A 24,397-nucleotide genomic window follows, 5' to 3' on the forward strand; every position below is an offset into this window, starting at 1 on the left:
CACCCGGTCGGATCCCCCTCCCGGGTCATCCCCCGGGTTCGAGCGGGATGGACAGGAGCCTCCGGGCGGCGAAGACGCGGGCCTCCATGCGATCCCTCGGGCCGTGGCGGGCGCCGATGGTCCGGTTCATTTGCTCGGTGAGCCGGTCGAGCAGGTACGGCTCGGGGACGCCGATCCGCCTCAGGGCGACGACGGTGCGGTCGATGTCCCAACCGGCCGGGAGGAAATTGGGGCCGAGACGCTCCGCCACCGCATCCAACTCGATGGGGAGGCCGATGCCGAAGTCCTGGCAGATCCCGTCGATCTGGGGACCGGCCCGGAGCCCTTCGCGCTGGATCGCGACGGCCAGGCAGCGGAGGAAGTGCTGCCGCTGCATCCGGGTCGGCGGGCGGAATTCCGTGGGGGGGACGGGAGCCCGATCGGCGGCGAGTGGGGAGGGGTGATCGAGGATCGGTCCGGCCGCCGCCTCGCCTCCCGGTCGATCGTCCCCGGCCCGGCCTCCCCGAAGGTCCAAGTCCCAGACGATTTCCCTGCTCGCCGGCCCGACGTCGGGGAGGTGATCCTCCGACTCCGACGGGGAGGCGAAGCCTCCTTCCGGGGAATCCTTCCCCGAGCCGATCGGGGCCGGGGGCATCTCAGGAGCCCCGGCCGCTCGTCGTCCTGACTCCGGCTCCGAGTCGGGGTCGGCCGCGATCGGCCCCGTCGCATCCGCCTCGACCGGGTCGGCCGGCGTGGCGGCACCCCTCGGGCGGGAGCCGGCCGGGTACTCGGCGGGCCGCACGTCCCGATCCCCGGCGGGGCTTCCGGCCCGGAGGACGACCTCGCCCTCGGCGATGGGTGCGACCTTCGCCGCATCGACGACCCTCGAATCCGCCCGGACCTCCCCACGATCGAGGAACCGGGGGAGTCGATATTCCCGGTACGTGATGTAACCGACCGTCCCCAGCAGGAGCACGAGCAACAGTAGCTCTCGCCCCCACCCCGACGAGACCCGCTGCACGATCACGATCGGCGCCGTTGAGGCGTCCGGGCCCTCGGGCCCGGGGCGTTCAGGTTTGGTCCGATCGGCGTCGAGCATCATCGCGTCGCTCCGAAGGGTAGGACGGGGAGGGGTGGACGGGGAAGGGACCGGGTCAGGATCCGGTGCCCCGGTGGGTCTGCCTCATCGGGTCGAGGAGCTGGTCGACCTCCTGCTGCCCGAGCGGCCCGAGCTGCTGGGCGGCGGGCGAGGCTGCCACGCCGAGGCTCGACTCGTACGCTCCCGGGGCCTTGCCCACCAGGTCGTTGACCACGTCCCGGACGTTCCGGCCGGTCTTCGAGGCGACCTTGGCGACGGCCGCCGCCGCGTCGTAGCCGATCCGGGGGGCCAGGGCCGTGCACATCGCCAGGCTCTGCTCGATCAGGGCGTTGCAACGCTCGACGTTCGGCTCCATCCCCCGGACGTCGCCGAAGACGACGACCTCGGGATCGACCTGCACGCAACGGGTCGCCAGCACCCGGGCCGCGCCCGTCAGCAGCGAGATGGACTGGAGCAGATTGTACGCCAGCACCGGCATCATCACGTTCAGGTCGAAGTTCGAGCCGAGCGCGTTCGCCCAGCCGACCGTCGCGTCGTTGCCGACGACCTGGGCGGCGACCATCATCACCGCCTCGGGGATCACCGGGTTGACCTTGCCCGGCATGATCGAGCTGCCCGGCTGCAGCTCCGGGATCCGGATCTCGCCGATGCCGCACCTCGGGCCCGAGGCGAGCCATCGGATCTGATTGGCGACGTTCGAGAGGCTGATCGCCACCGCCTTGAGCGCGGCCGACGCCTCGACCGCCGCGTCCTTGTTGGCCATTGCCTCGAAGTGGTTCGTGGCCGGACGGAAGGGGAGGCCGAGTTGCTTCGAGAGCGCCTCGGCCATCCTCCCCGGGAACTCCTCGTGCGTGTTCAGGCCGGTGCCGACCGCCGTGCCGCCGATGGCCAGCTCGCCGAGCGCCCCTCGGACGCCCTGCAGCCGTCGGATCGAGTGCTCGACCTGCGCGGCGAACCCGGAGACCTCCTGGCCGAGCCGGATCGGCACCGCGTCCTGCAGGTGAGTGCGGCCGATCTTCACCACCCCGTCCAGCTCGGCCGCCTTGGCCTGCAGCCGGTCGCCGAGATCCCGGAGGGACGGGATCAGGTGGTGTTCGATCCCTTCCAGCGCCGCCAGGTGGATCGCGGTCGGGAAGACGTCGTTCGAGGATTGCCCGTAGTTGACGTGGTCGTTCGGGTGGACCGGGCTCTTGCCGCCCCGCGTGCCGGCGAGGGCCTCGTTGGCGATCCCGGCGATCACCTCGTTGGTGTTCATGTTCGACGAGGTGCCGGAGCCGGTCTGGAAGACGTCGACGACGAACTGGTCGTCGTGCTCCCCCTCCGCCACCGCGTCGGCGGCCGAGACGATGGCGTCGGCGAGCTTCGGGTCGAGCAGCCCGAGGTCCCGGTTGACCGTGGCGGCGGCCTTCTTGATCAGGCCGAGCGACCGGATCATGGCCCGGGGCATCCTCAGGCCGCTGATCGCGAAGTTCAGCTCGGCCCTGCGGGTCTGGGCCCCGTAGTAGGCGTCCAGGGGGACCTCCATCGTCCCCATCGAATCCTTCTCGGTCCTCGTCTGCTGCTCGGTCGCCACGTCGGCCTCCGCCTCGGTCCTCGGCCCTCGACCCCGTCGAGGACTCCCCGACCGGGGGGACGTCGGCCGCGACGGGCGGAGGCACCATCTCCCTCGTATCGTAGGATCACCGATCGGGCCGACGCAATCCCGGAATCGGCCCGGCCCTCCCCGGCGACTCAGCCCTCGACTGGCCCCGCCGTCGAGGCCGAGGCCAATCCCTCGACGCGGGCCGGGTCCGGCCGGGGCTCGTCCATCGGCCAGTATCGCAGGTCGACCCGGTCCCCCGAGACCGCCACGAAGGGGCAGGGTGGGTGCTCGGTCCAGGTACCGCTGTTGAGGTAGCGAATGCCGTCGACGAACGCCTCGAACGGGGCGTGGGTGTGGCCGCAGGTGACGTGGTCGCACCCGCTGGCCTGGGCGTACTCCACCGCGCCGTCCCGGACGACCTGGCTGTTCCGCTGGAATCGCTTCGAGATGCGCCGGATCCAGCGGGCGGCGCTGTGCGGCATCCACTTCTGGATGTAGTAGAACAGCCCGCAGGCGATCGAGGTCATCCACTTGTACCGGGTGATGAAGTGGTCGAACTGGTCGCCGTGGAGGATCAGCAGGCGGATCTGGCCGTTGTCGAAGGTGTACTCGTCGAGGAACTCGACGCCCACGATGTGGCTGATCACGTCGGCGGCGCCGTCGTGGTTCCCCCGGATCCAGGTCAGCCGCAGGTCGTCCCGGTCCGAATGCCGCCGGATGCTCTTGAGGCAGGCGAAGTGCCGCTTGCTCAGGCGCTTGAAGTTCAGGTCGTCGAAGATGTCGCCGTTGATGACGAGTTCCCGGGTGTGCCGGACGGCCCACTCCAGGAACTCCTCGATCAGCTTCGCCTGGCAGACGTCGCTGCCCAAGTGCAGGTCGCTGATCACCAGGCAATCGAACGACCGCTCCCGATCCTCGGCCGCTTCGGGTCGGACGTCGGACATCTCGGGCCCTCGGTCGGCGGGGGTTTCGCTCCGATGTCGGGGGTGGCCGGCCAACCCGACCGACGTCCAAGGTTACCACGCGGGTCGGCCCCCTTACCACCCGGCGTAATAGGCCAGGCCGTGCAGATCCCGGACGAACCCCGCCTCGAGGAATCGGCCCGACAGGGGATGCCGCAGGGCGGGCCCCCCGTCGATCTCCCGGACCTCCAGGACCCGACGCGACGGCCCCGCCAGGCCCGGCAGGGTCGCCACCGCGGCCGAGCGCTCCCGGTCGTCGGCCCAGGGCATGACCCTGATCCGTTTGGCGAACCCTTCGGCGAAGAGCACGGGACGGCCCCTGGACAGGACCACGTGGTTCGACGCCGACCGCGACATCCTCGGCGTCCCCCCCGAGGGGCCCGGGAGGTCGAACGGGCCCCCGGTCCCGAACAGGTTCGCCGGGTCGAGCGTCGAGAGGAGCACGACCCCCGGCTCACCCTCCCCCGGCCGGTGCCGGGCGAGCCGCTCGGCGAACGACTCCAGGGCGAATTGCACCCCGGAAAGCCCGGAGACGAAATAGCCGCGACGCACCTCTCCCCGGAGTTCCGCCGCGTCCAGGGCCGTCCGCAGGACCGACCAGGGCGGCGCCCAGGGGTCCAGCCCCGCCGTCTCCCGGCAGAGCACCCCGAAGCGGTCGAGCATCGCCCGGGCCCAAGCCATCGCCTCCCCCTCGATTTCCGGGGGGGCGAATGCGGACCACCGCACGCCCGAGGTCCCCCACCAGGGCCGATCGGCCCGCCCCCTCCGGCCCGTCGCCCTCGCCGGGGCCTTCCGGGACGACGCCGAGGCCGACCGGGCCTTCCTCGGGTCGGGGGCCGACGCGCGGATCGGGTCGAAGTGGTCCCCCCCGATCATCCCCCGATCGGCCAGCTCCGCCAGGGCCCGGCCCACCGCCACCGGGTCCAGTCCCGATCGGTCGGCCAGCTCCTCCGTCTCAATCAGTCCCGAGGCCCGGATCTCGTCGAGGAGCCTCGTCGCCTCGTCGGAGGGGCCCGGTTGTCCACCCGAGGTGGCCCAGAACCGATCGAAGTCCTGGGGGACGATCGCCACCCGGGGCGGCTCGGCCTCCTCCTTGACCCGACGCCATCGCCATTGTTCGGTCCGAAGGAGCTCGTCGAGCCGGGTCGGGGAGAAGTCACTGAGCCTCCTCGGCAGCACCTCCGCCTCCCACAGCTCGGGCGGGACCGCCAGCCCCCGGAGCTGGCGGAGCACCGCCTCCAACCCATCCCGGCCGCCCAGGAGGGCCCCGGGATGCACGTGCTGATGCCTCACCAGCAGGTCGGCGAACGCATCCGGATCGACCGCCACCGCCTCCTTCCTGCGCAGGGCGACCGAGAGTCGCCGCACGTCCTCGACGTTGCGTCGATCCCCCCATCGCCCCTCATCGCGGCCCGACGTTCCGGGCACCGAGACCACCTCGCCCGCCGAGGCGTACCGCTCCAGGATCGTCCTCGCCCGGGCCCGATCGATCCCGTAGCGAGCGCCCAGCTCGTCGAGCCGGACCAGCGCCCGGGATCGGAGGAACTGCAGGATGACGCGGTCGGCCGCCTCGTCCCTCGACCCCTGCACGCCGCCGGACTCGAACGCGGCTTCGTAGATCGGGCGGGCCTCGGTCGAGATCCACCGATCGGGCTCGGGGACCCCGGGGAGCCGGAGGCGCCCGGCCACGCCTCGCCGCTCGAGTTCGACCAGGAACGCCCCCATTGCGCCCGAGACCTCCTCGGGCGTCAGGTCGCCGCAAAACCGGAGCAGCTCGGCCATCTCCTCGGGGGATCGGGGGGGGCGGCCGCCCCCCCGGAGCCGGGCGTCCACGCGATGAACCGCGTCGGGGTCGATCTGGACGGGAGAGAGGTCGACCGCCGGGCGATCCGGCCTCATCCCGCCCGAGGACGCGTCGACTGCTCCCTTCCGGCTCCCCCCCCGCCGGGGGCGACCCGAGACGCGCCCGGCATGCCGATCCGAGAACAATCGCGCCAGCGAGGCCGCCATCGGGGACGGGGAATCGGCCGAGGCGTCGCGGTGGACCGTGATCGATCCGTCCCGGACGGCGCCCACGTAGGCGCGGAGCCCGTCGAGGTCGAGGTCGTCCCGCAGGCATTCGCGGACGGTCTCCAGGATCAGGGGATGGTCGGGCTCCCCCTTCAAGTCCCCGAGCAGCTCCTCCGCCCGGATCCTCTGGAGCCAGAGCGGGGTCCGGGCTCCCGAGGCCGCCCCGACCGAGGCGAGGGCCCGGGCGGCGACCTGCCGGAACCGGAGGTTGAAGAGGGCGCTCTCCCGGAGTTCGACGAGCAGGAGCCGATCGCAGTCGACCGGGTCGAGCTGCCGGAGGAGGTCGAGCGGGGGCTCGTCGATTCCTGGGAGCTGGAGCAGGACCCCGTCGTCCCCGTGCTGGCCTGCGACGGCCATCCCCAGCCGGGCCCGCATCCCCCCCTGGAGCATCAGCCGCAATCCGAGGTGGAACCGGCTGCCCATCGGGGTCAGCCACGCGACGTTCCGGATCCCGGCCTGGTCGAGGAACGACTCGACCAGCGTCGTCCGGTCGTCCGGCACCACCCCGGCGGCCCGCACCTGGCGGGCGATCGACTCGATCAGCGCGGGCACGTCGGCCGGGTCGACCGAGCCGCGATCGAGCAACCAGCACGGCAGCGTCGGGTCGTCGAGGCGACCCGCGATCTCCCGCCGAAGCCTCCCCACGCGGACGCCGAGCGTGGCCGACCTCCCCAGCCCTTCCCCCCTCCAGAAGGGGAGCACGGCCGACGCCCCCTCGGCCGGGGCGACGACGACTCGCCGGGAGTCGATCGACCGGATCACCCACGTCGACGTGCCCAGGAGCACCGCGTCCCCCACCCGACGCTCCATGACGAAGTCTTCGTCGAATTCCCCCAGCCGGGGGCCGCCTTCCAGCAGGACGGGCAATCGGCCGGAGTCGGGGATCGTCCCCCCCCCCATCAGCGCGAACCGCTGCGTCCCCGGCAGCGGCTCCAGGAGGTTCGAGCGGACGTCCCAGCGGATCCTCGGCCGCAGGTCGCGGACGTCGACCAGGGCCGATCGGCCCGAGAGCATGGCGAGGACCGCCTCGAAGTGCTCGACCGGCAACGCCCGGAAGCAGTCGGCCCGCCTCACCACCGAGAACAACCGGGCCGCGTCGATGGGGCCCTCGGCGACGACCGCCACGACCTGCTGGGCGAGCACGTCGAGGCAATTCCTCGGGATCCGGACCGGCTCGACGTCCCCGTCCCGGATCGCCCCGGCCAGCGCGGCCAGGTCGAGCAACTCCCCCTCGTCCCGGGCGAAGAACGTGGCCCGGCTCGCGAGCCCGGCCGAGTGCCCGGCCCTCCCCACCCGCTGGAGCCCCCGGGCGACGCTCCCCGGGGAACCGACCTGGCAGACATGATCGATCGCGCCGACGTCGATCCCGAGTTCCAGCGACGCGGTCGCCACCACCGCCGACAGCTCGCCCCGCTTCAGGGCCTCCTCGGTCTCCTTCCGACGCTCGAGGCTGAGGCTGCCGTGGTGCGACCGCACCGGCTCGACGGCGGGTTCGCCCCGGGTCGCCGCCCGGCGGTTAAGGCCGACGGTCAGCCGCTCCACCTCCGCCCGGTTGTTCGAGAAGATGATTGTCGACCGATTCGAGCGGACGAGGTCCAGGATGCGGGCCTCCAGGGACGCCCCGCCCGCCGACGGACCTCCCCGGTCGGCCTTGGCCGCCGAGACGCCCAGCTCGATCCGCTTCGACACCCCCGCGTCGACGATCGACACCGGGCGAGGCCCGTCCCCCTCCCAGCCCCCGAGGTAGCGGGCCACCTCGTCCAGCGGGCGGACGGTCGCCGACAGGCCGATGCGGACGAAGCCCGCCGGGCGAAGCAACTCCAGGCGTTCCAGGAGCAGCGAGAGGCTCACGCCTCGCTTGCTCGAACAGAGGTCGTGGATCTCGTCGATGATGACGTGAGAGACACCCCGGAGCCCTTCCCTCGCCTTGCTCGACAGCAGCAGGTGGAGCGACTCCGGCGTCGTGATGAGGATCTCCGGCGGCCGACGGGCCTGGGCACGCCGGTCGGCCGGGCTGGTGTCCCCGGTGCGGACGCCGACCGAGAGGGGCCGGAGGGGGGCGCCGGATCGCTCGACCGCCTCGAAGATCCCCGTGAGCGGTGCCTCCAGGTTGACCGCGATGTCCCGGTTCAGCGCCTTCAGCGGGGAGACATACAGGACCCGGGTCCCGCTCCCGTCGTCGCCCCGCCAGGCGGCATCGAGGCAGGCGAGGAACGCGGCGAGCGTCTTGCCGGTCCCGGTCGGGGCACAAATCAGGGTGTGTCGGCCCTCGGCGATCGACGGCCAGCCGCCTCGTTGCGCCGGCGTCGGCGCCCCGAAGGTTTCGAGGAACCAGGACCGGACGGGGGGCAGGGCCCATCCCAGCCCGTCCTCGGCCGTCGCGTCGGTCGTCTTGGTGCTGCTTCGGGGCAAGGGGGGATGCGCCAGGGGTGTACGATCTCGGGGAGGGGCCCGAACGCGATGTGATTGGAGTCGGACCGGCCGGGCCGACGAGGGAGGACTCCCGGCCCGGGGGATCAGGGTCGCCAGGGCTCGGGGCCTACCTCCCGGGCCCGGAGGAACTCGGCGCCGACCTCCTCGTACCAGCGATGGAGCCGATCCCGGAGGCGATCGACCACCTCGGGGCGTTCGGCCGCCAGGTCGAGCCGCTCGCCGGGATCCGAGGCGAGGTCGTAGAGATTGACGCGGCCGTCCTCGAACCGCTCGATCAGCTTCAGGTCCCCCTCTCGGATCGCCCCGCCGGGGAAGCCGCCCTGGTTCGAGTAGTGCGGGTAGTGCCAGAACAGGGCGTCGCGGTCGAGTGCGTCGGCCGCCCCCGTGAGCACGGGGGCGAGGCTGACGCCGTCGAGCGTCTGCTCCGGCCTCCCGGGCAAGCCGGCGATGTCGAGCAGGGTGGGGTAGAAGTCGGTGCTGATCACCGGCACGTCGCAGGTGCCGCCGCCGTCGGTGACGCCCGGCCAGGCGATCAGGAACGGCTCCCGGATGCCCCCCTCATACACCCATCCCTTGCCCCCCCGGTAGGGGAGGTTCGAGGTGGGTGAGCCCTCCGAGGTCGACAGGCCGCCGTTGTCGGACGTGAAGCAGACGATCGTCTCGTCGGCCAGGCCCAGTTCGTCGAGTTTGTCCAGGACGACCCCGACGGCCCGGTCCATGCTCGACACCATCGCCGCATACGTCGGGTGGTCCTGGACGACCCGGACCTCCCGGGGACCCGCGTCCGGCCAGACCTGTTCCACGGGGGCGAACCGGGAGGCGTCGTCGACCCCCAACCATGCCGCCTCCTCGCGGTAGGGCTCGGTCCGGTCCTCCGGCGCCTGGAGCGGGGTGTGGACCGAGTGGAAGGAGAGGTAGACGAGGAACGGCTCTTCCCGGAACCGCTCGATGAGGGCGGCTGCCTCGTCGGCGAGCCGGTCGGTGAGGTATTCCCCCTCGGGGCCGCTCTCCATCCTGGGGTTGTCGTACGGGGCGAAATACCCCCCAGGCGGGGACCCGGCGCGGGCCCCGCCGACGTTGACCTCGAACCCCTGGTGCTCCGGCCAGAACTCCTCGGTCGGCCCGAGGTGCCACTTGCCGAGGAAGGCGGTCCGATAGCCGCCGTCCCTCATCGCCTCGGCGAGGGTGACCTCCTCCAGCGGCATCCGGTCGTTCAGCGGGGCGCCCCGGAACCGGGCCTCGCGGACGCCGGAGAACCAGTTGGTGGCCCCGACCCGGGTCGGGTACTTGCCGGTCATGATGCTGTATCGGGTCGGGCTGCAGACCGGGTTCGCCGCGTATCCTGCGGTGAATCGCATCGACCGGGAGGCCAGCCGGCAGAGGTTCGGCGTGTCGTAGAAAGTCTCCGGATTGTACGGCTCGACGTCCATCACGCCGAGGTCGTCCGCCAGGATGAACACCACGTTCGGACGGGCTTCGTCCCCGGGCGGCCCGGCGGACGCGAGGAGGAGCAGGGGGACCAGGCTCGACGCGTTCATGATTGAATCTCCCGACGTCGGCATTTCGGCCACCGCCCTCAGTCTCGGACGGCCCGGAGCAGCACGACCCAGTCCTCCCCCGGGTCGTCGGGCGGCTCGCCGACGTCCGTCCGGTCGCCGCCCTCGACGTCGTCGACCGAACCCGACCGAAGCTCCCCCCCGTGTCGGGGGTCGAACCAGCGGACGGAGAACCGGGCACCGGGCAGGTCGAGCCGGGCCCCCCGGGCGGTCGGCAAGTAGGCGGCGTAGACCTCGTCCGGCTTCGAGAAACCGTAGCCCCCCTCCGGGGAGACGACCACCTCGTCGGCGTGGGCCATCTCCGAGAACCGGAGATGCTCATGGAAGAAGTCGAGGGCGATCCGGGTCTGGGCCCACATGTTGGCCCGGCTCCGGAAATCCTCGAGGTCCAGGTCGTTGTCGGGGAACTGGTAGCCGAAGTACCACTCGACGCCCGCCCCGCCGGCCATCAGGTTGCCCCAGAGGGCGTGGCGTCTCACATCGTCGTGGCCGGGGTCGTCGGCGTCGGGCTTCACGCCGGTGCTGGCGGGGCCGATCTCGTCGAGGCAGACGAACCAGGGTCGGCCGGCGGCGGCGGAGGCGTCGATCCACCGGATCGTCTCGTCGTGGGCCTTCGCCATGTCGCCCATCTGGAGCGAGGGGCCGTCGATCGTCGGGTGGCCGAGCAGCGGTCGATAGATCTTCTCGTACTGGTTCGGGAACGTGTGGACGACGACGGGGTGATCGTACGGGTCGATCGCCTTCAGGTAGTCCGCGAAGGCCTTCCGCTGCTCGACGGTGTTGGAGAGGCCGTGGGGCTCCGGGTCCGTCTCCGGGTGGCCGCCGTTCTCCTCGCCGAGGTTCCAGACCAGGGCCGGATGGTGGCCGAACCGGGCGATCAGCTCCCTGTAGTAGAGCTTCCGGGCGTCCGCGAACTCGGTGTCCCCCGATTCGTGCTCGAAGAGATTCTCGTTCTCCGTCTCCGAGAGGAGCACGTGGAGCATGATCCCGAGCCGGTCCATGTGCGAGAAGACGACTTCCCACTGGTCGAGCTTCGACACGTCGAACCGCTCCCGAGCGTCCCTGGTCACCCAGGGCCAGACGTCCTCCCCGTCCCCCTCCACGTTCATGACGATGAAGTAGACGGAGTTCATCCCCTGGGAGGCCAGGTAGTTCAGGGCGCCGATGATCCCCTTGCCCTTGCCGTCGGCCCAGATCGGATCCCCTTCGGCCCAGTCCCCCACGTGGGGCCCATACGAGTGCAACCCGGCGGCGTCGGCCTCGCCGGGCCGCGGACCGCCGCCCCGGCGACGGCCGGACGAGGTGCCGTCGAAGTCGGCATAGGCGAGGAAGTTCTCGGGGCTATCGGCACCTCCCTTGAGGAACCACGCGCCAGTGCCGGCGAATCGGAGATAGCGTCGGCCGACGTGGCGGAGCATCCCCCGGGCGTCCGGGTCGGCCGAGACCCCGAGCGTCCCCGAAGTCCCGTCCCCCTCGGCCGGGTCGCCGGCCTCGGGGTCGTCGGAGAGGGCGATCCGGTCGCCCGATCGGAGCGAGACCTCATAATCCCAGCGACCCGGGCGGTCGGGGACGAACCGGGCCCGCCAGACGTCCCCCGAAGTCGCGCCCGAGTCGGCCGCGTCGCCGTCGGCGGCGAAGAATCCGGGGACCACGACCCGCGTGCCGTCCTCGGCGACGAAGGTCACGTCCATCCGGGAGTCGAGGAAGGGGTTCACCTCGTCGGCCTCGTCGGCCTCGGGGCCGGTCACGTCGATCGTGACGGGGTGCCAGGTCCGGGATTCGGCCTGGGCCGCCGTCCCGGCCCCGACGTTGGAGCCGCCCAGGGCGGCGAAGGCGAAGCAGATGGCCCGGCGTCTCGCGCGTCTCATGGGTCGGTCGTCCTCTGGGTCCGGGGGAGCGCGTCTCAGGGGGACGGCCCGGGTCGGCCTCGGCATGGCCTCGGGGGCCGGCTCACCCGCCGCCGGCCCCGTCGCCCGATGCGGGAGACGGGGACGGATCGGGGCGATCCGGGTGGTAGCCGTAGACGAGCCGGAGGGCGGCCCGGGCCGCCCCGCTCTCGAGCCGGGTCGCGGCGAATCGGGTGGCGAGGGCCCGGGCGAGGCCGGCGTGTGTCGGGTAGGGGTGCACGGTGTTGAGGAGGTGCTTGAGGGTCAACCCATTCTCCATCGCCACGACGAACTCCTGGAGCACCAGCGCCGCATTGTCTCCCATGATGGTGGCGCCCAGGATCGTGCCCGAGCGATCCACCGCCACCTTGGCGAATCCGTGGGTGCGGCCCTCGATCCGGGCCCGGTCGACCTCCTCGTACTCGACCCGGAAGATCCGGGCCCGTTCCCCGGGCTCGAAGCCGTGGGTGCGGCCGACCTCGGCGACCTCGGGGTCGGAGAACGTCGCGTGGGGCATCGCCGAGTAGTCGACCTTCTTCGGGATCCGCAGCACGGCGTTCTGGAAGGCGACGGCCGCCTCCCGTTCGGCGGCGTGGGTCCATTGGTGGTGGCCGATCACGTCGCCGATCGCGTAGACGTTCCGGGCGTACGTCTGCAAGTAGGCATCGACGGGGATCCCCTCCGCCGGGTCGGCCTCGATGCCGATCGCGCCCAGGTTCAAGCCCTCGAGGTTCGCCCGGCGTCCGGCGGCGACGAGCAGAGCATCCCGACCGGCCTCGAACGCCTCGCCGGTGGACCGGTCGGAGAAGTGGACGACCTTCTTGCCGTCCCGCTGCTCGACCTTCGCGATCTCCGCATCCGTGAAGATCGTGATCCCCTCGGCCTCCAGCTCGGGGCGGAGCCGGTCGCCGACCTCCGGGTCTTCCCCCGACAGGATACGGGGGGCCGACTCGATCAGCGTGACCTCGACCCCGAGCCGGGCCATCGCCTGCCCCAGCTCGACGCCGACCGCGCCGGCGCCGATGATCGCCAGGGACTCGGGCCGGGCGTTCAGGGTCCAGAACGTCTCGTTGGTCAGCGGCCCGGCGGCCTCCAGCCCCTCGATCGGCGGTAGGCTCGGTCTCGACCCGGTGGCGATGACGAAGGCCCGGCCGTTCACCCGGGTCGAGCCGTCGACGAGGACGGTGTCATAGGCCTCGAACGCCGCCCGGCCGAAGATCACATGCACGCCCCGGGCCCGCATCGCCTCCACGTCCGACCCCGCGAACGAGGCGACCACCCCGCGGACCCGGTCCATCACGGCGGCGAAGTCGACCTCGGGGGGGGGGACGCCCAGGCCGTAGCGGTCGGCCTGCCGGATCCGGCGGGCCAGGTCGGCGGCGTGCAGCAGGGCCTTGCTGGGGACGCAGGCGGTGAAGGTGCACTCGCCCCCCAGGCGGTCGGCCTCGATCAGGGCGACCTTCGCCCCGACCGCCGCCGCGGCCCCGGCCACGTTCAGGCCGCCCGAGCCGCCGCCCAGGACCACCAGGTCATACATCGTCCCCTCCCCACGCGTCCCGGAGAGGACAGGCCCACACACAGGGCCCGCCCCCTCGGCCGGATGGGCCGGGGAGGGCCGACTTAGTGGCGACGCCCGACGCCTCTCGACCCGTCCGCGCCGCGGATTATAGCCGCGGCGCCATGCGATCGCCAGCGTCGGGGCAGGGGGGGACGTGGGGGAAGACTTCCGGGGCGGAGAGCCGTCAGATCAGGCTCTCCAGCAGGAGCTTCATCTTGCGGACCTCGACCTCGACGTCGAAGGGGCTGTCGCCTCGGTTGTGCAGCGCCACGGTGAGCGACCGGTTGTAGCCGTGCCGTTCCAGGATGGTGACGATCCGGGCGTAGTCCACCTTCCCCTGGCCGATCCGGACCTGCTCCTCGCCGGGGTTCTTGCCGGTGTCCCGGAAGTGGGCGTTCTGGACGAAGGGGAACAGGTCGTCGTAGTTCCGGCCCGAGAAGGGTCCGAGCACGTAGTGGCTGGGGTCGAGCGTAACCCCCAGGCCGGTCACCCGCTTGCAGAGATCGAGGGCGACGGCGGGGTCGGCCGTCAGGGTGTCGCGGTGGGTCCGGACGGAGAGGACCAGGCCCTCCCGGTTGGCGACGCTCGCCAGCGACGAGAGCCGCTCGACCTCCTGCTCGATCGGCGAGCCGATCGGCGCCGCCGGGATCGTCAGGACGGCCACCGTGAGGAGCTTCGAGAAGCGGCAGATCGCCTCGAACCGCGTCCGCAGGGTCTCCGCGTCGACGGGCCCGAAGTCCAGGTCCAGGGCCGAGGAGGCCAGGCTCGGGCCGGTGCGGAGCCGGTGCAGGGCCCCGTCCGGGTCCCGGGCGACGTCGGAGGGGCCGAGGTGCGGCCCGCCCTCGATCAGCGCCAGTTCCATCCGGTTGAATTCCAGCTCGGCGATCTGGCGCAGGGCCGCCTCGATCGGCCGGTCTCCGAAGCAGAGCGTGCTGCAGGAGACGTACATCCCAGGCCCTCCTGACCCTCCCGAGGAGGTCGGCGTGCCGAAGGGGGTACCGGGGGCGGTCCGATGCCCCGCGACCGCCCTCGACGGATCATTCCCCGATCGGATGCGAGGCGCCTCGTCCCTTGCGCCGGCATCGACCGGGTGATCTTACCTGAGGCGGGTCCCGGAGGGTAGGTCAGTCGACACCTCCCCGGCCAGGGGCGCCACGGCCGAGGCCGTCGGGCGGTCGTCGATCGGGCCGCCCGCCTCGACGACCCAGTGCGACCGGGCGAGCCGGGCGAACTCGGCGACCCTCCCCTCCTCATCGGCCTGCAACGCGGCCGTCAGGCAGCTGCGGGCCTGGGCCAGGCCGGGGCCGGTCAGGGCGAGGTCGTCGATCCAGAGCCGCCCGGGAGACCGCAGCTCGAACCGGAGCCGGAGCGTCGCGTCCGGCCCCGCCGGCAGCCCGGGGGCGCGGAGGGCCATCGGGGACCAGTCCCCCCGGCCGGCCCCCGGCAGGTCGGCCGCGAGCCGGACCGGCTCGGCGGCCCCCGGGTCCGACTCGATCCGGACCCTCACCTGCGCGTCGGGCGGATCGGTCCGGAGGAAGGCCCGGAGCGTGGCGGTCGGCCCCGGGGTCGGGAATGGTGGGCTCGACGCCCAGGAGGGGGCCTCGGGGGCCGTCAGCAGGAGGCTGGCTCTCCCGGTCCGGAACCGGGATGGGTCGATCTCGACCGTCGCGCCGGCCCCGCCCTCGGCGAGCCAGCCCGAGTCCGATCCCGGCCGGCCGTCCGGATCTCCCGACGCCTGCCGGACCACCGACCCCGGCTCGAACCCGGGGTTGAGTTCGGCGATCGAGCCGCCCTGCGCGAGGGCCTGCAGCCGACGGGAGACCGCCTGCCGGTGGGCCTCCCTCCTCGACTCGTAGGCCGCCGAGACCGACGCCAGACTCGCCCCGGCCGCGTCGACCCGCAGGGCCGAGACGCCGAAGGGGGGCAGGTCGACCGTCACCCGGCGCCCCCCGCCCGCCGCCTCGGTCTCCAGCGGGACGCCCTTACCGAGATCATCGACCGACGCCGAGGCCGTCGCGGCGACCACCGTGGAGACCCGGGCCGCGAAGGGCGTGTCGTTGGCCAGGGAGAGGTAGGTCGAGTCGCCGGCGGGGCACGTCCGGACGATCACCCCGCCCCCGGCCGTCTGGGAGGGCCCGTTCCCCGGCATGGGCAACGCCCGGTAGACCCGGGCGAACCGGCGGAGGCGATCCTCCTGGCCGGCGAGGTAAGGGCTCGACACGACGACCCAGCCCGGGTCGAGGGCCGCCAGGGCATGGCCGAACGCCTCATCTCCCGCCGGCCCCGGGGGGATCGCCGGGGAGGAGAGCCGGATGGGGGAGGGGACGACCTCGGGACGCGTCGTCCGCCCCCTCGGCCCGTCGGCGAGCCCGAGCATCAGCCCCCGGGCCGGCCGGTCCCGGACCTGGGCGTCCAGGGCCGGGTGAGTCGCCAGGTCGCGTTCGAGGCCCCCGGGCCCGACTCCCGCCCCTCGGAGGAGGATCGGGTCGGTGCCGGGCCCCCGGGGCCAGTCGGCCAGGTCGAGCCCCAGGGACCGCCAGGCGGCGTCGGGGGGCAGCCCGTCCCGCTCGAACCGGCGGGCCTCGGCCCCCGCCGGGCCGTCGTCGAGCCCCGGCGTCACGAGCATCAGCCGGGCGCCGGGCGAGGCCCCGGCCACGGCCGCCGAGAGCCTCTCGTAGAAGGCGCCGACCTCCCTCGACCGCCAGGTCAGCCAGGGCACCGAGGCCGGCCCGGTCAGATAGGCATGCCGGTCCGCGAACCGGGAGGGGTCGCCCGGGTCGAGCCCGGGGGCGTCCTCCCCCTTGATCGCCTCGGCGACGAACCGGGCGAAGGTCCGGTCGTCGAAGCCGGTGTCGGGCCTCCCCGGCAGCGTGGGCCCGGGCCCGAGCCGCAAGAGCACCGCGCCCGGAGGGCCAGACCCGGCACCGGACCCCGTCGCCGATCGCGTCTCGAGTGCCGAGGTGACGAGCCGGATCATCGCCTCCTGGACCTCGGGCCGGAGCAGGTTATAGGAGGGACGGTCGGTATCCGCCTCGCCGGATCGGTCGAGCCTCGCCAGGCCCCCGGCCTCGGCCTCCACGGAGCCGGCGGGTGGCAAGCCCGGCAGCGTCTCCCCGTCGACCCGAATCTCGAGGATCGCCATGATCCCCAGACGCCCCAGCACCCATCGCAAGGCCGATCGCCGATCCGGACCGATCGGATCCTCGGCGGCCTGGCCCTCGAGGGCGGCACGGACTTCCCGGTCGGGGGGGACGCTCGGGAGGACGACGGCCGAGGCGCCGACCGAGCCGAGATAGGCGGCCAGGTGCCTCCCCCGGGCGATCGGGTCGTCGGGGCCGTCGTCGGCGGCGCCCCCGAAGCGTTCCAGGTCGGCGAGGCTTCCCATCCGGACGGCCAGGCCCCGCCCCCCGCCAGAGGGCGGGCCGACGACGGGGAGCGGGGATGGCTCGTCGGTCAGCTCGAACAGCTTCGCGTCGCCGAGCCTCAGGGGATGCGTGCCCGATCGGTTGGCGACGATCAGCACGGGGTCGGCCGTGTCGGGCCAGACCAGCCAGGACAGGACGACCGGCGGCCCGCCGCCCGGGACGACCTCGAGGCCCGATCCCCGGGCGTCGAGCAACAGCCTCGGCCGGTCGCCGGGGGCGACCATCGCCACCTCCATGGCAGAGGGATCCCCGCCGAGGACGGCCAGCTCCAGCCGGTGCGGCCGATCCGGGTGACCGACCTTCAGCGGGGCGGCCGTCCAGGAGAGCCCGTCGGCCCCGGCCTCGGCCAGCGGCCGGTCGTCGGTGCCGACCCGGCTGATCAGGCTCCAGATCCGCTCCCGGCGGGGAGGGGCGACGAGCAGCTCGGGGGGCACGGCCCAGCTCGCGTCGATCGCCGGGGAATCGGCCGGCGTCCGGCCCTCGGGCCGGGGTCGGAGCCCCCGGGGCCGTCCCAGCTCCGCGGAATCGACCAGCACCTCGCTTCGATCGGCGTCGGAGGCCCGGGCGACCGGGGCCCCCGGGGCCGTCCCCGCCTCGTCGAACACCGCCAGGCTCACCCGGCGCGCGGCCGACCCGGCGACCCGTTTCCCGAGGCGCCGCCAGAGTCGGGAGAATCGGGAGCCGTCTCCCGAGGGCTCCCGGGGGGCCCACGAGGCGGAGAGCTCCAGGACGTGGGTCCCCTCCTCGGCCGGCGTCGGCACCGAGAGCACGTGGACGGGAGCGGTGGGGGCATTGGTCCGGAGCGTCAGCCGCGTCGACTCCTCCCAGCTCGGGCGGCCCCCCCGGATCGGCCTCAGCCGGGCCGAGAGCGTCAGGTCGACGTCCGTCGGCTCGGGTTCGAGGACGTTCAGGCCGACGGTGACCGGGACGATCGAGCCGGGCGTCGCGGTGCCGTCGCCGGGGACCCGGACCTCCAGGGCATCCCAGGGGAGGCGACGGACCTCGACGACCACCCCCCGTGTGCTCGGGGATCGCTGGGGGCCGTCGAGCAGGGCGGCGACGGGGATGGTCCAGGTCGTCCCGCCCGCCCGGACGGAGAGGCTCGCCCCGATCGGCACCTCGATCCGGACCCGGGAGCGCCCCGAGGCATCCCGGCCGAGGCTCCAGGCCCCCGAGGGGTTCGGCTCGGGGTCGGAGTCCGAGGCGAGGTCCGAGGGCCAGGCGACGGCACCGACGACCCGACCGGCCGAGAGTTCGAGCGAGGCGCCCTCCACACCGGGGGCCTGGGGGCTGACGACCGACCCGGGGACCGGGCTCCAGGCCACCTCGATCGTCAGGCGGACCGGGGCCGACCCGGCCCAGGACTGGCCGGCGGCGGCGAGCACCACGAGCATCGCGGCCAGGGCGGACGGCAGGCCCTCCCAGGTGCCGCATCGAGCGACGCGCATCCGCACCCCGATTCCTTCGGTCAGGGCTCGGGCCCGCCTCCTTGCGGGCCCGGTCCGAGTCCGGGGATCCCGGGATCGGCTCCCGATCCTCCCCGGAACGTTATCGTGATCCATCGGCCGGGTCGGCGGCCCCGCTTGAGCCGATTCGGCCCATTCTGCCGATTTTCCCGGATATGGCCGGACCCGGCTTCCCCGATCGACCGGGAGCGGATATGCATAGGGGGCCGGGCGTCCGGAGGCCCCTCGGGGACACGTCGGACGACCCGATCTCCAGGATGATCAGGCGCCCCGGCCCAGCGACACCAAGGAGGGTCTTGCCGTGGGACCAGCGCTCGCGATCCTGCTGGCCGGAATGCTGAACGGGACGGGAACACCGGCCACGATCCATGAGGACGGCCCCGCCACCCGCCGGGCCGCCCCCCACGCCGCGATGCTCGCCCTGAACTTCGGCGAGGGGGCCCGGTCGTACTGGCTGTTCGAGCCCGCCGAGCCGAGGCCGGACGAGCCCGCCCCGGTCGTCGTCCTGCTGCACGGCTGGATGTCGACCAACCCGGGCCTGTACGGGGCCTGGATCGCCCACCTGGCCCGCCGCGGCCACATTGTCATCTACCCCCGATACCAGGACGACTGGACCACACGCCCGGCCGAGTTCCTCCCCAACTCCCTGGACGCCATCCGCAACGCGGTGGCCGTCCTGGAGACGGCGCCGGGGAGGGTCCGGCCCGACCGCGACCGCTTCGCCCTGATCGGCCACTCGGCCGGGGGGAACCTGGCGGTGCAGCTCGCGGCGATGGCCGACGAGGTCGGGCTGCCGGCGCCGAAGGCGGTCGTGGCCGCCCTTCCGGGGGAGGTCCTCCCGGCGAGCGGGCCGGAGCTGGCCGACATCCCCGCCTCGACGGCCCTCGTCGTCGCCGCGGCCCAGGAGGACGTGGTGGTCGGGGACGACCGGGCCCGGGAGATCTTCGAGGGGGCCCGCTCGATCCCCCGGAAGAACAAGCAGTTCCTCTTCCTCCGGAGCGACCGGACGGTCGACCCCCCCCTGATCGCCGACCACGCGGCGCCGATGGCCGCGTTGCCCTGGCTGGATACCGGGGAGGGGCCGCTGCACGCCTTCCAGATGAACGGGGCGTCCGTCGACCATTTCGATCGCGAGGTCTTCTGGAAGGCCGCCGACCTGGCGCTGCTGGCCGGGTTCTCGGGGCGGTCGCTCGACGAGCTGACGGATTCGGGGTCCCGGTTCCAGCACCTCGGACACCGGGACGACGGCCTGCCGATCCGCCCCCCCCTGGTCTCGGACGACCTGGCGAGCATCCCCCGGGTGACCCTGGCCAACGGCGTCCGGCTGGTCCGATGGCCCAGCTCGGTGTTCGACCCGTTCTCCAGGCCCGACCTGAAGCTCGGCGAGGCGGCCCGGAAGGAGATCCCCCGGCGGATCTCCTTCGCCTCGGAGGACGAATCCGGGCCGATCGACGAGGGAGTGACGCGGGCCGCCTCCCGGCCGACCCCGGGGACGATCCGCTGATCAATCCGATTGGGGCACTTCCCCCGGTCGGAACGCCCGGCCCCCTCGGTCGGTCACCCGGCCTCGGGGCCCTCCCCCGGGGGGGACCAGTTGGCCTCGGCCCGGAGCAGGGCCGCGACGCCGTTGGATCGCCTCAGCGGATCCTCGGCGCGGCGGTCGGGGCGGTCGAGCAGGTGGACCGTGGCGATCCGCTGGCGGAGGGCCATCCGCATGATCTCCTGGGCCGCGTCGACGCTGCTGGTCCGGCCCCCGCAATAGACGCACTCCGCGGTCGGCACGCCGAACCGGTAGCCGCAGGAGCCGCAACGCGACCCGGCCATCGTCCGGTCGGGCCCGAAGACGATCTCGACGGCCCGGCCCTGCTGGAGCGCGTCGAGCACCTCCGTCGGGCCGTTGGCGACGAGATGGCCCCGGGACCAGCGCTGCTCCAGCTCGCCGAGCAGCCGGGAGCGTTCGGACGCCTTCCACTGCTCCATGGCCCGGGAGACGTCGTCCTCCACGTCCTGGGCCTTCGGCCCCGGCCGCATCGACTGGGGGTGCTCCAGGACCACCGCCGAGGCCGCCTCCTTGTGAAGGAGCCGGCGGACGGCCGCGGTCGTCGACGACTGGCCGAGCAGGATCAGCCCGGTGAACGGGACGGACCGGTAGTGCTCGGAGATGATGCCGGCCACGCCCTTGAGGAACTCGTCGTTGGTGAGCTGCTGCTGTCGCTCGTGCCAGGCGTCGTTGAACCGCTTCTTGTAGGTGAACCGGGGCTTGTCCCGCTGGATCTCGGTCGGGACCTCCTTGTTCAGGCCGGCGACGTGCTCGGCGTGGCCGGAGTGGGCCTCGAAGAGGTGCAGTTCGTGGGAATCCACCAGGGCGACCAGGTAGCTCGGATCCCCGTACCAGCGCTCCAGCAGGGGGAGGACGAACGGCTCCTCGTCGATCACCACCCGGTCCTCGACGGGGAAATGCAGCTCGACCGTGTGGAAGAGGCCGCGGCCGGGGGCGCTGAAGGCGGCGAGGCCCCGGGCCGCGGGGTCGGCCTGGTCGACCGCCCGGAGGATCGGCCGGAGGTGCTCGTCGAGCACCTGTCGGGCCTCGGCCTCGGACAGCGCCAGGCCGGCTTGCCGGGCGATGTTGGCGAGGTTGGTCTCGGCGAAGTGGCGGAAGCCGTCCTTGACGGTCAGGTCGGCGAAGGCGCTGACGACGTAGTCGGTCCGGTCGGGCGAGTCCAGCAGGATTTCCAGGTCGCTTCGGGTGATCGGCATCATCGAGGTCGGTCCTCTCCGCTCTGGGTTCCGGCCGAGGCGCGTCCGGCCGTGTCCGGCGGGCGATCGGCCCGATCGCCCGTCCCGGTTCGATCCGCCCGGCCCCATCCCCGACCCGGGCCAGGGGGAGCCTCGGGACGCCGGGGCCGGGTCGACTCGCGGGCCAGATTGATGCAAATCGGACGCCAGCCGGGGTTCATCCCGGGGCCGATCGGTAGAGGCCCCGGGCCTCGATGTACGCCTCCACCCCTCGGGGGACTAGATAGCGGATGCTCCTGCCCTCGGCGACCCTCTTCCTCAGGTCCCGGGACGCGACCTCGATCCTCGGCGCGTCGACCCGCTCGATCGGCCGGGCGGCGGGATGGGCCTCGACGATCGCCCGGATCGCCTCCCCCGGGGGCTCCACCGACCCGTGCCGCCCCACGGCCACCACCGTCGCCCGCTCCATGACCAGGCCCGGCTCCCGCCAGGTCGGCAGGTCGGCCAGGCTGTCGCCGCCGACGAGGAAGAACAGCTCGTCCCCCGGCCGGTCTCGGGAGACCGCCTCCAGCGTCCGATACGTATAATGAGGACCCGGGGACCGGGCCTCGACCTCCGAGGCCTCGAACCGGGGGTTCCCCGAGACGGCGATCCGGGCCATCTCGACCCGGTCGGCCACCGGGGTCCGCCCCCCCTGCTTGTGGGGGGGCTGGCCGGCGACCACGAACCAGACCGCGTCCAGGCCCAGCGCCTCCCGGCACGACTCCGCCAGGACGAGGTGGCCCAGGTGGATCGGGTCGAAGGTGCCGCCGAAGAGTCCGAGTCGCATCTCGAGGGGCTCGGGGGTTGATGTGGACGGGCGATCAGGACTACCCTGGTCGGGTGATCGAGCCGCACAGCATAGCAGAAGCCGATCGGCCGGGGGCAGGCCCCGGCCCGTCCCCGGAAGGTCCCGCCATGAGCCGAGCCGACTCCCGAGCCCGAGACGACCAGGGCGCCCTGTTCGCCGTCGAGGCCGAGGGGCCCTTCGCCGGGGTCGTCTTCAACCGGCCGATGGAGCGGGTGTTCTCCTACGCGATCCCGGGCCGGTTGAGGCCCTCCCTCCGGGTCGGCCAGCGGGTCCGGGTCCCCCTGGGCCGCTCGAACCAGCCGGTCACCGGCTACGTCGTCCGGATCGACCGGACGGCCGAGGTCGACCCGGGCAAGGTCAAGGAAGTCCTGGAGGTCCTGGACGACCCCCCGCTGATCGACGGCGTCATGCTCGACCTGACCCGGTGGATGGCCGGCTACTACGCCTGCTCCTGGGGCCAGGCCCTCGACGCCGTCGTCCCGGCCGGGGTGAAGAAGCAGGCGGGCACGAGGATCGCCTCCTGTTTGACCGTCCCCGAGGAGGTCCGCCTCGCCCGGGACACCCTGGCGCTGCCCCCCCGGCAGGCCGAGATCCTGGAGCTGCTCTGCAAGGCCGAGGGGACCCTCACCGTCGCCGACGTCTGCCGGATGGCGAAGTGCACCACGGCGCCGATCGCCTCGCTCCGCAAACGGGGCCTGGTCCACACCGTCAAGCGGAGGATGAGCCGGGCCCCCGTCCCCGGCCCGCTCGACCCGCCATCCGCCGAGGACGACCACGACGGCAAGGCCCCGATCGCGCTGACCCCCGAGCAGGCCGACGTGCTCGGCCGGCTCGACCCCAGCCTCGGCGGCGACGCCTTCGCCACCTTCCTGCTGCACGGCGTCACCGGCAGCGGCAAGACCGAGGTCTACCTCAGCGCCATCGAGCGGGTGGTGGCCCGGGGCCGGGAGGCGATCGTCCTGGTCCCCGAGATCAGCCTGACCCCCCAGACGATCCGACGCTTCCGCCGCCGGTTCGACCGGGTCGCCGTGCTGCACAGCCACCTCTCCGACGCCGAGCGGCACCGCCACTGGCGGGCCATCGCCGCCGGGGAGATCCAGGTGGTGGTGGGGGCCCGCTCGGCCATCTTCGCGCCGACCCGGCGGCTCGGGCTAATCGTCATCGACGAGGAGCATGAATCCACCTTCAAGCAGGAGACGACCCCCAGATACCACGCCCGGGACGTGGCCGTGAAGCGGGCCCAGCTGGAGGAGGTGCCGGTGATCCTCGGCTCGGCCACCCCGGCGCTGGAGACCTGGGCCAACGCCGACCGGGGGAAGTACACCCGACTCACCCTGGCCCGCCGGGTCGCCGAGCGGCGGATGCCCCGGGTCGACATCATCGACATGAGGCTCGAGAAGCCGGGGAAGGGCCGCCCCCTGCACGCCATCGGCGGCCTGATGCGCAGCGCCATGGCCGAGGCGCTGGACGACGACGGCCAGGTGATCTTGCTGCTGAACCGGCGGGGGTTCCACACCTTCATCCTCTGCCCGAAGTGCGGGAGCGTGTTGAAGTGCGGCGGGTGTGACGTGGCCCTGACCCACCACAAGGAGCGGCACAAGGCCCTCTGCCACACCTGCGACGCCGAGTACGACCCCCCCGAGCGTTGCCCGTCCTGCAAGTTCGACCGGCTCCACTACGGCGGGATCGGCACCGAGCGGCTGGAGCGGGAGGTCCGGGAGGCGTTCCCGCAGCACGTGATCCGCCGGATGGACTCGGACACAATGCGGTCCCCCGGGGCATACGAGCAGGTGCTCTCCGCCTTCCGGGCCCGGCAGGTGCACATCCTGCTCGGCACCCAGATGATCGCCAAGGGGCTGGACTTCCCCGACGTGACGCTCGTCGGCGTGGTGAACGCCGACACCTCGCTGCACCTGCCCGACTTCCGGGCCGCCGAGCGGACCTTCCAGCTCGTCGCCCAGGTCGCCGGGAGGACGGGACGGGGGGACCGGCCCGGCCGGGTCCTGGTGCAGACCTACGCGCCGGACGCCCCGGCGATCGCCTTCGCGGCGAAGCACGACTACCTCGGCTTCGTCGCCCAGGAACTCCCCGAGCGGGAGCAGAAGGGCTGCCCCCCCTTCGGCCGGGCCGTCCGGCTGATCGCTCGGGGGCCGAACGAGGCGGAGGTGGTGGCCTACCTCGACTCCGTCGCCGGGCTGCTCCGGGAACTCGCCGACCCCTCGGTCCGCCTGCTCGGCCCGGCGCCGGCCCCGGTGATGAAGATCAAGCACCTGTTCCGCTACCATCTCAAGCTGCTCGCCCCCTCCCCGGCCCCCTTGCAAACCCTCCTGAGGGCCGCCCTGCCAATGGCCGAGCCCTCCCAGCCGATCGAGCTGGCCGTCGACGTGGATCCCGTCAGCTTGCTCTGAATCCGGGCCCCGTCGGCGGCCGGTGCGCCGTCGGCTTGCTCGGCCGAAACGGCCGAATTCCCTTCAATCACACGACTTGCGGCAATTGAAATGGGTTCGCTCCGTCGAATGCGCCGGGGCGATCGGCTTCGTTTCGTCGCGTCGGCCCCTCCGACTCCGGCAGGCCCCGGTTCCCGACCCCCGCGCTGGGCAGTCCCGCCGATCCCGGGGACGGCCGAAGTCGCCCCCGGGCAGCCCGAGGACCCTGATGCCGGTTGCCAAAATGGCAAGTGGGTTCGTTCGGCTCCAAGCCCTGGGAGGGTTTCCCCCGTCGATGCCGCCGAAATGGCAGGTTGCTTCGTTCGGCACGTCGACTCCCGAGCCGACACCCGGCCTGTTCGCCGCCGA

At 72.9% G+C, this 24,397-nt stretch carries 13 protein-coding genes; 2 read left to right on the plus strand and 11 right to left on the minus strand.

Going from position 1 to position 24,397, the window contains the following annotated elements:
- Positions 1 to 25: 25 nt before the first annotated feature.
- The 9 genes from ElP_RS07495 to ElP_RS07535 form a co-directional block, all read right to left on the minus strand.
- Positions 26 to 1,081 carry a hypothetical protein gene (locus ElP_RS07495; RefSeq protein WP_145268019.1) on the minus strand — a complete coding sequence of 352 codons (1,056 nt, stop codon included), beginning with the start codon at positions 1,079 to 1,081 and terminating at the stop codon, positions 26 to 28.
- A gap of 52 nt (positions 1,082 to 1,133) precedes the next feature.
- Complete coding sequence (locus ElP_RS07500; RefSeq protein WP_231749556.1) at positions 1,134 to 2,651, minus strand: class II fumarate hydratase; 1,518 nt, start codon at positions 2,649 to 2,651, stop codon at positions 1,134 to 1,136.
- Positions 2,652 to 2,809: 158 nt separating this feature from the next.
- Positions 2,810 to 3,604 carry a UDP-2,3-diacylglucosamine diphosphatase gene (locus tag ElP_RS07505; protein WP_145268020.1) on the minus strand — a complete coding sequence of 265 codons (795 nt, stop codon included), beginning with the start codon at positions 3,602 to 3,604 and terminating at the stop codon, positions 2,810 to 2,812.
- A gap of 93 nt (positions 3,605 to 3,697) precedes the next feature.
- On the minus strand, positions 3,698 to 8,104 hold the full coding sequence (locus ElP_RS07510; RefSeq protein WP_145268021.1) for a DEAD/DEAH box helicase: 4,407 nt from the start codon (positions 8,102 to 8,104) through the stop codon (positions 3,698 to 3,700).
- Between the two features lie 104 nt (positions 8,105 to 8,208).
- Positions 8,209 to 9,663 carry a sulfatase gene (locus tag ElP_RS07515; RefSeq protein WP_145268022.1) on the minus strand — a complete coding sequence of 485 codons (1,455 nt, stop codon included), beginning with the start codon at positions 9,661 to 9,663 and terminating at the stop codon, positions 8,209 to 8,211.
- A 38-nt stretch (positions 9,664 to 9,701) separates the two neighbouring features.
- Entirely contained in the window at positions 9,702 to 11,549 is a 1,848-nt protein-coding gene (locus ElP_RS07520; protein ID WP_197446790.1) for a DUF5060 domain-containing protein, read from the minus strand.
- An 82-nt stretch (positions 11,550 to 11,631) separates the two neighbouring features.
- On the minus strand, positions 11,632 to 13,104 hold the full coding sequence (locus ElP_RS07525) for a dihydrolipoyl dehydrogenase family protein (RefSeq protein WP_145268024.1): 1,473 nt from the start codon (positions 13,102 to 13,104) through the stop codon (positions 11,632 to 11,634).
- Between the two features lie 205 nt (positions 13,105 to 13,309).
- Positions 13,310 to 14,074, minus strand: a complete 765-nt coding sequence (locus ElP_RS07530; protein ID WP_145268025.1) for a sugar phosphate isomerase/epimerase family protein — start codon at positions 14,072 to 14,074, stop codon at positions 13,310 to 13,312.
- Positions 14,075 to 14,221: 147 nt separating this feature from the next.
- Positions 14,222 to 17,998: a hypothetical protein gene (locus ElP_RS07535; RefSeq protein ID WP_145268026.1), complete on the minus strand. Its 3,777-nt coding sequence runs from the start codon at positions 17,996 to 17,998 to the stop codon at positions 14,222 to 14,224.
- Between the two features lie 319 nt (positions 17,999 to 18,317).
- Here ElP_RS07535 and ElP_RS07540 point away from each other — a divergent pair, with 319 nt between their 5' ends.
- A complete protein-coding gene (locus tag ElP_RS07540; RefSeq protein WP_145268027.1) occupies positions 18,318 to 19,520 on the plus strand; it encodes an alpha/beta hydrolase in 1,203 nt (400 codons plus the stop codon).
- 53 nt (positions 19,521 to 19,573) lie between these two features.
- On the opposite strand, the gene ElP_RS07545 is transcribed toward ElP_RS07540, so the two are convergent.
- Positions 19,574 to 20,776, minus strand: a complete 1,203-nt coding sequence (locus tag ElP_RS07545; RefSeq protein ID WP_145268028.1) for a baeRF10 domain-containing protein — start codon at positions 20,774 to 20,776, stop codon at positions 19,574 to 19,576.
- 193 nt (positions 20,777 to 20,969) lie between these two features.
- Complete coding sequence (gene nadD / locus ElP_RS07550) at positions 20,970 to 21,581, minus strand: nicotinate-nucleotide adenylyltransferase (RefSeq protein ID WP_145268029.1); 612 nt, start codon at positions 21,579 to 21,581, stop codon at positions 20,970 to 20,972.
- Between the two features lie 128 nt (positions 21,582 to 21,709).
- On the opposite strand from nadD, the gene priA reads away from it, so the two are divergent.
- A complete protein-coding gene (priA, locus tag ElP_RS07555) occupies positions 21,710 to 24,010 on the plus strand; it encodes a replication restart helicase PriA (RefSeq protein ID WP_145268030.1) in 2,301 nt (766 codons plus the stop codon).
- The last annotated feature ends 387 nt before the right edge of the window (positions 24,011 to 24,397 follow it).

The sequence above is a fragment of the Tautonia plasticadhaerens genome (assembly GCF_007752535.1).
Classification (GTDB): domain Bacteria; phylum Planctomycetota; class Planctomycetia; order Isosphaerales; family Isosphaeraceae; genus Tautonia; species Tautonia plasticadhaerens.

Coding starts and splice junctions, on each gene's coding strand:
- ElP_RS07495 (WP_145268019.1), bottom strand. CDS start 1,081: ATGATGCTCGACGCCGATCGGACCAAACCTGAACGCCCCGGGCCCGAG.
- ElP_RS07505 (WP_145268020.1), bottom strand. CDS start 3,604: ATGTCCGACGTCCGACCCGAAGCGGCCGAGGATCGGGAGCGGTCGTTC.
- ElP_RS07515 (WP_145268022.1), bottom strand. CDS start 9,663: ATGAACGCGTCGAGCCTGGTCCCCCTGCTCCTCCTCGCGTCCGCCGGG.
- ElP_RS07520 (WP_197446790.1), bottom strand. CDS start 11,549: ATGAGACGCGCGAGACGCCGGGCCATCTGCTTCGCCTTCGCCGCCCTG.
- ElP_RS07525 (WP_145268024.1), bottom strand. CDS start 13,104: ATGTATGACCTGGTGGTCCTGGGCGGCGGCTCGGGCGGCCTGAACGTG.
- ElP_RS07530 (WP_145268025.1), bottom strand. CDS start 14,074: ATGTACGTCTCCTGCAGCACGCTCTGCTTCGGAGACCGGCCGATCGAG.
- ElP_RS07535 (WP_145268026.1), bottom strand. CDS start 17,998: ATGCGCGTCGCTCGATGCGGCACCTGGGAGGGCCTGCCGTCCGCCCTG.
- ElP_RS07545 (WP_145268028.1), bottom strand. CDS start 20,776: ATGATGCCGATCACCCGAAGCGACCTGGAAATCCTGCTGGACTCGCCC.
- nadD (WP_145268029.1), bottom strand. CDS start 21,581: ATGCGACTCGGACTCTTCGGCGGCACCTTCGACCCGATCCACCTGGGC.
- priA (WP_145268030.1), top strand. CDS start 21,710: ATGAGCCGAGCCGACTCCCGAGCCCGAGACGACCAGGGCGCCCTGTTC.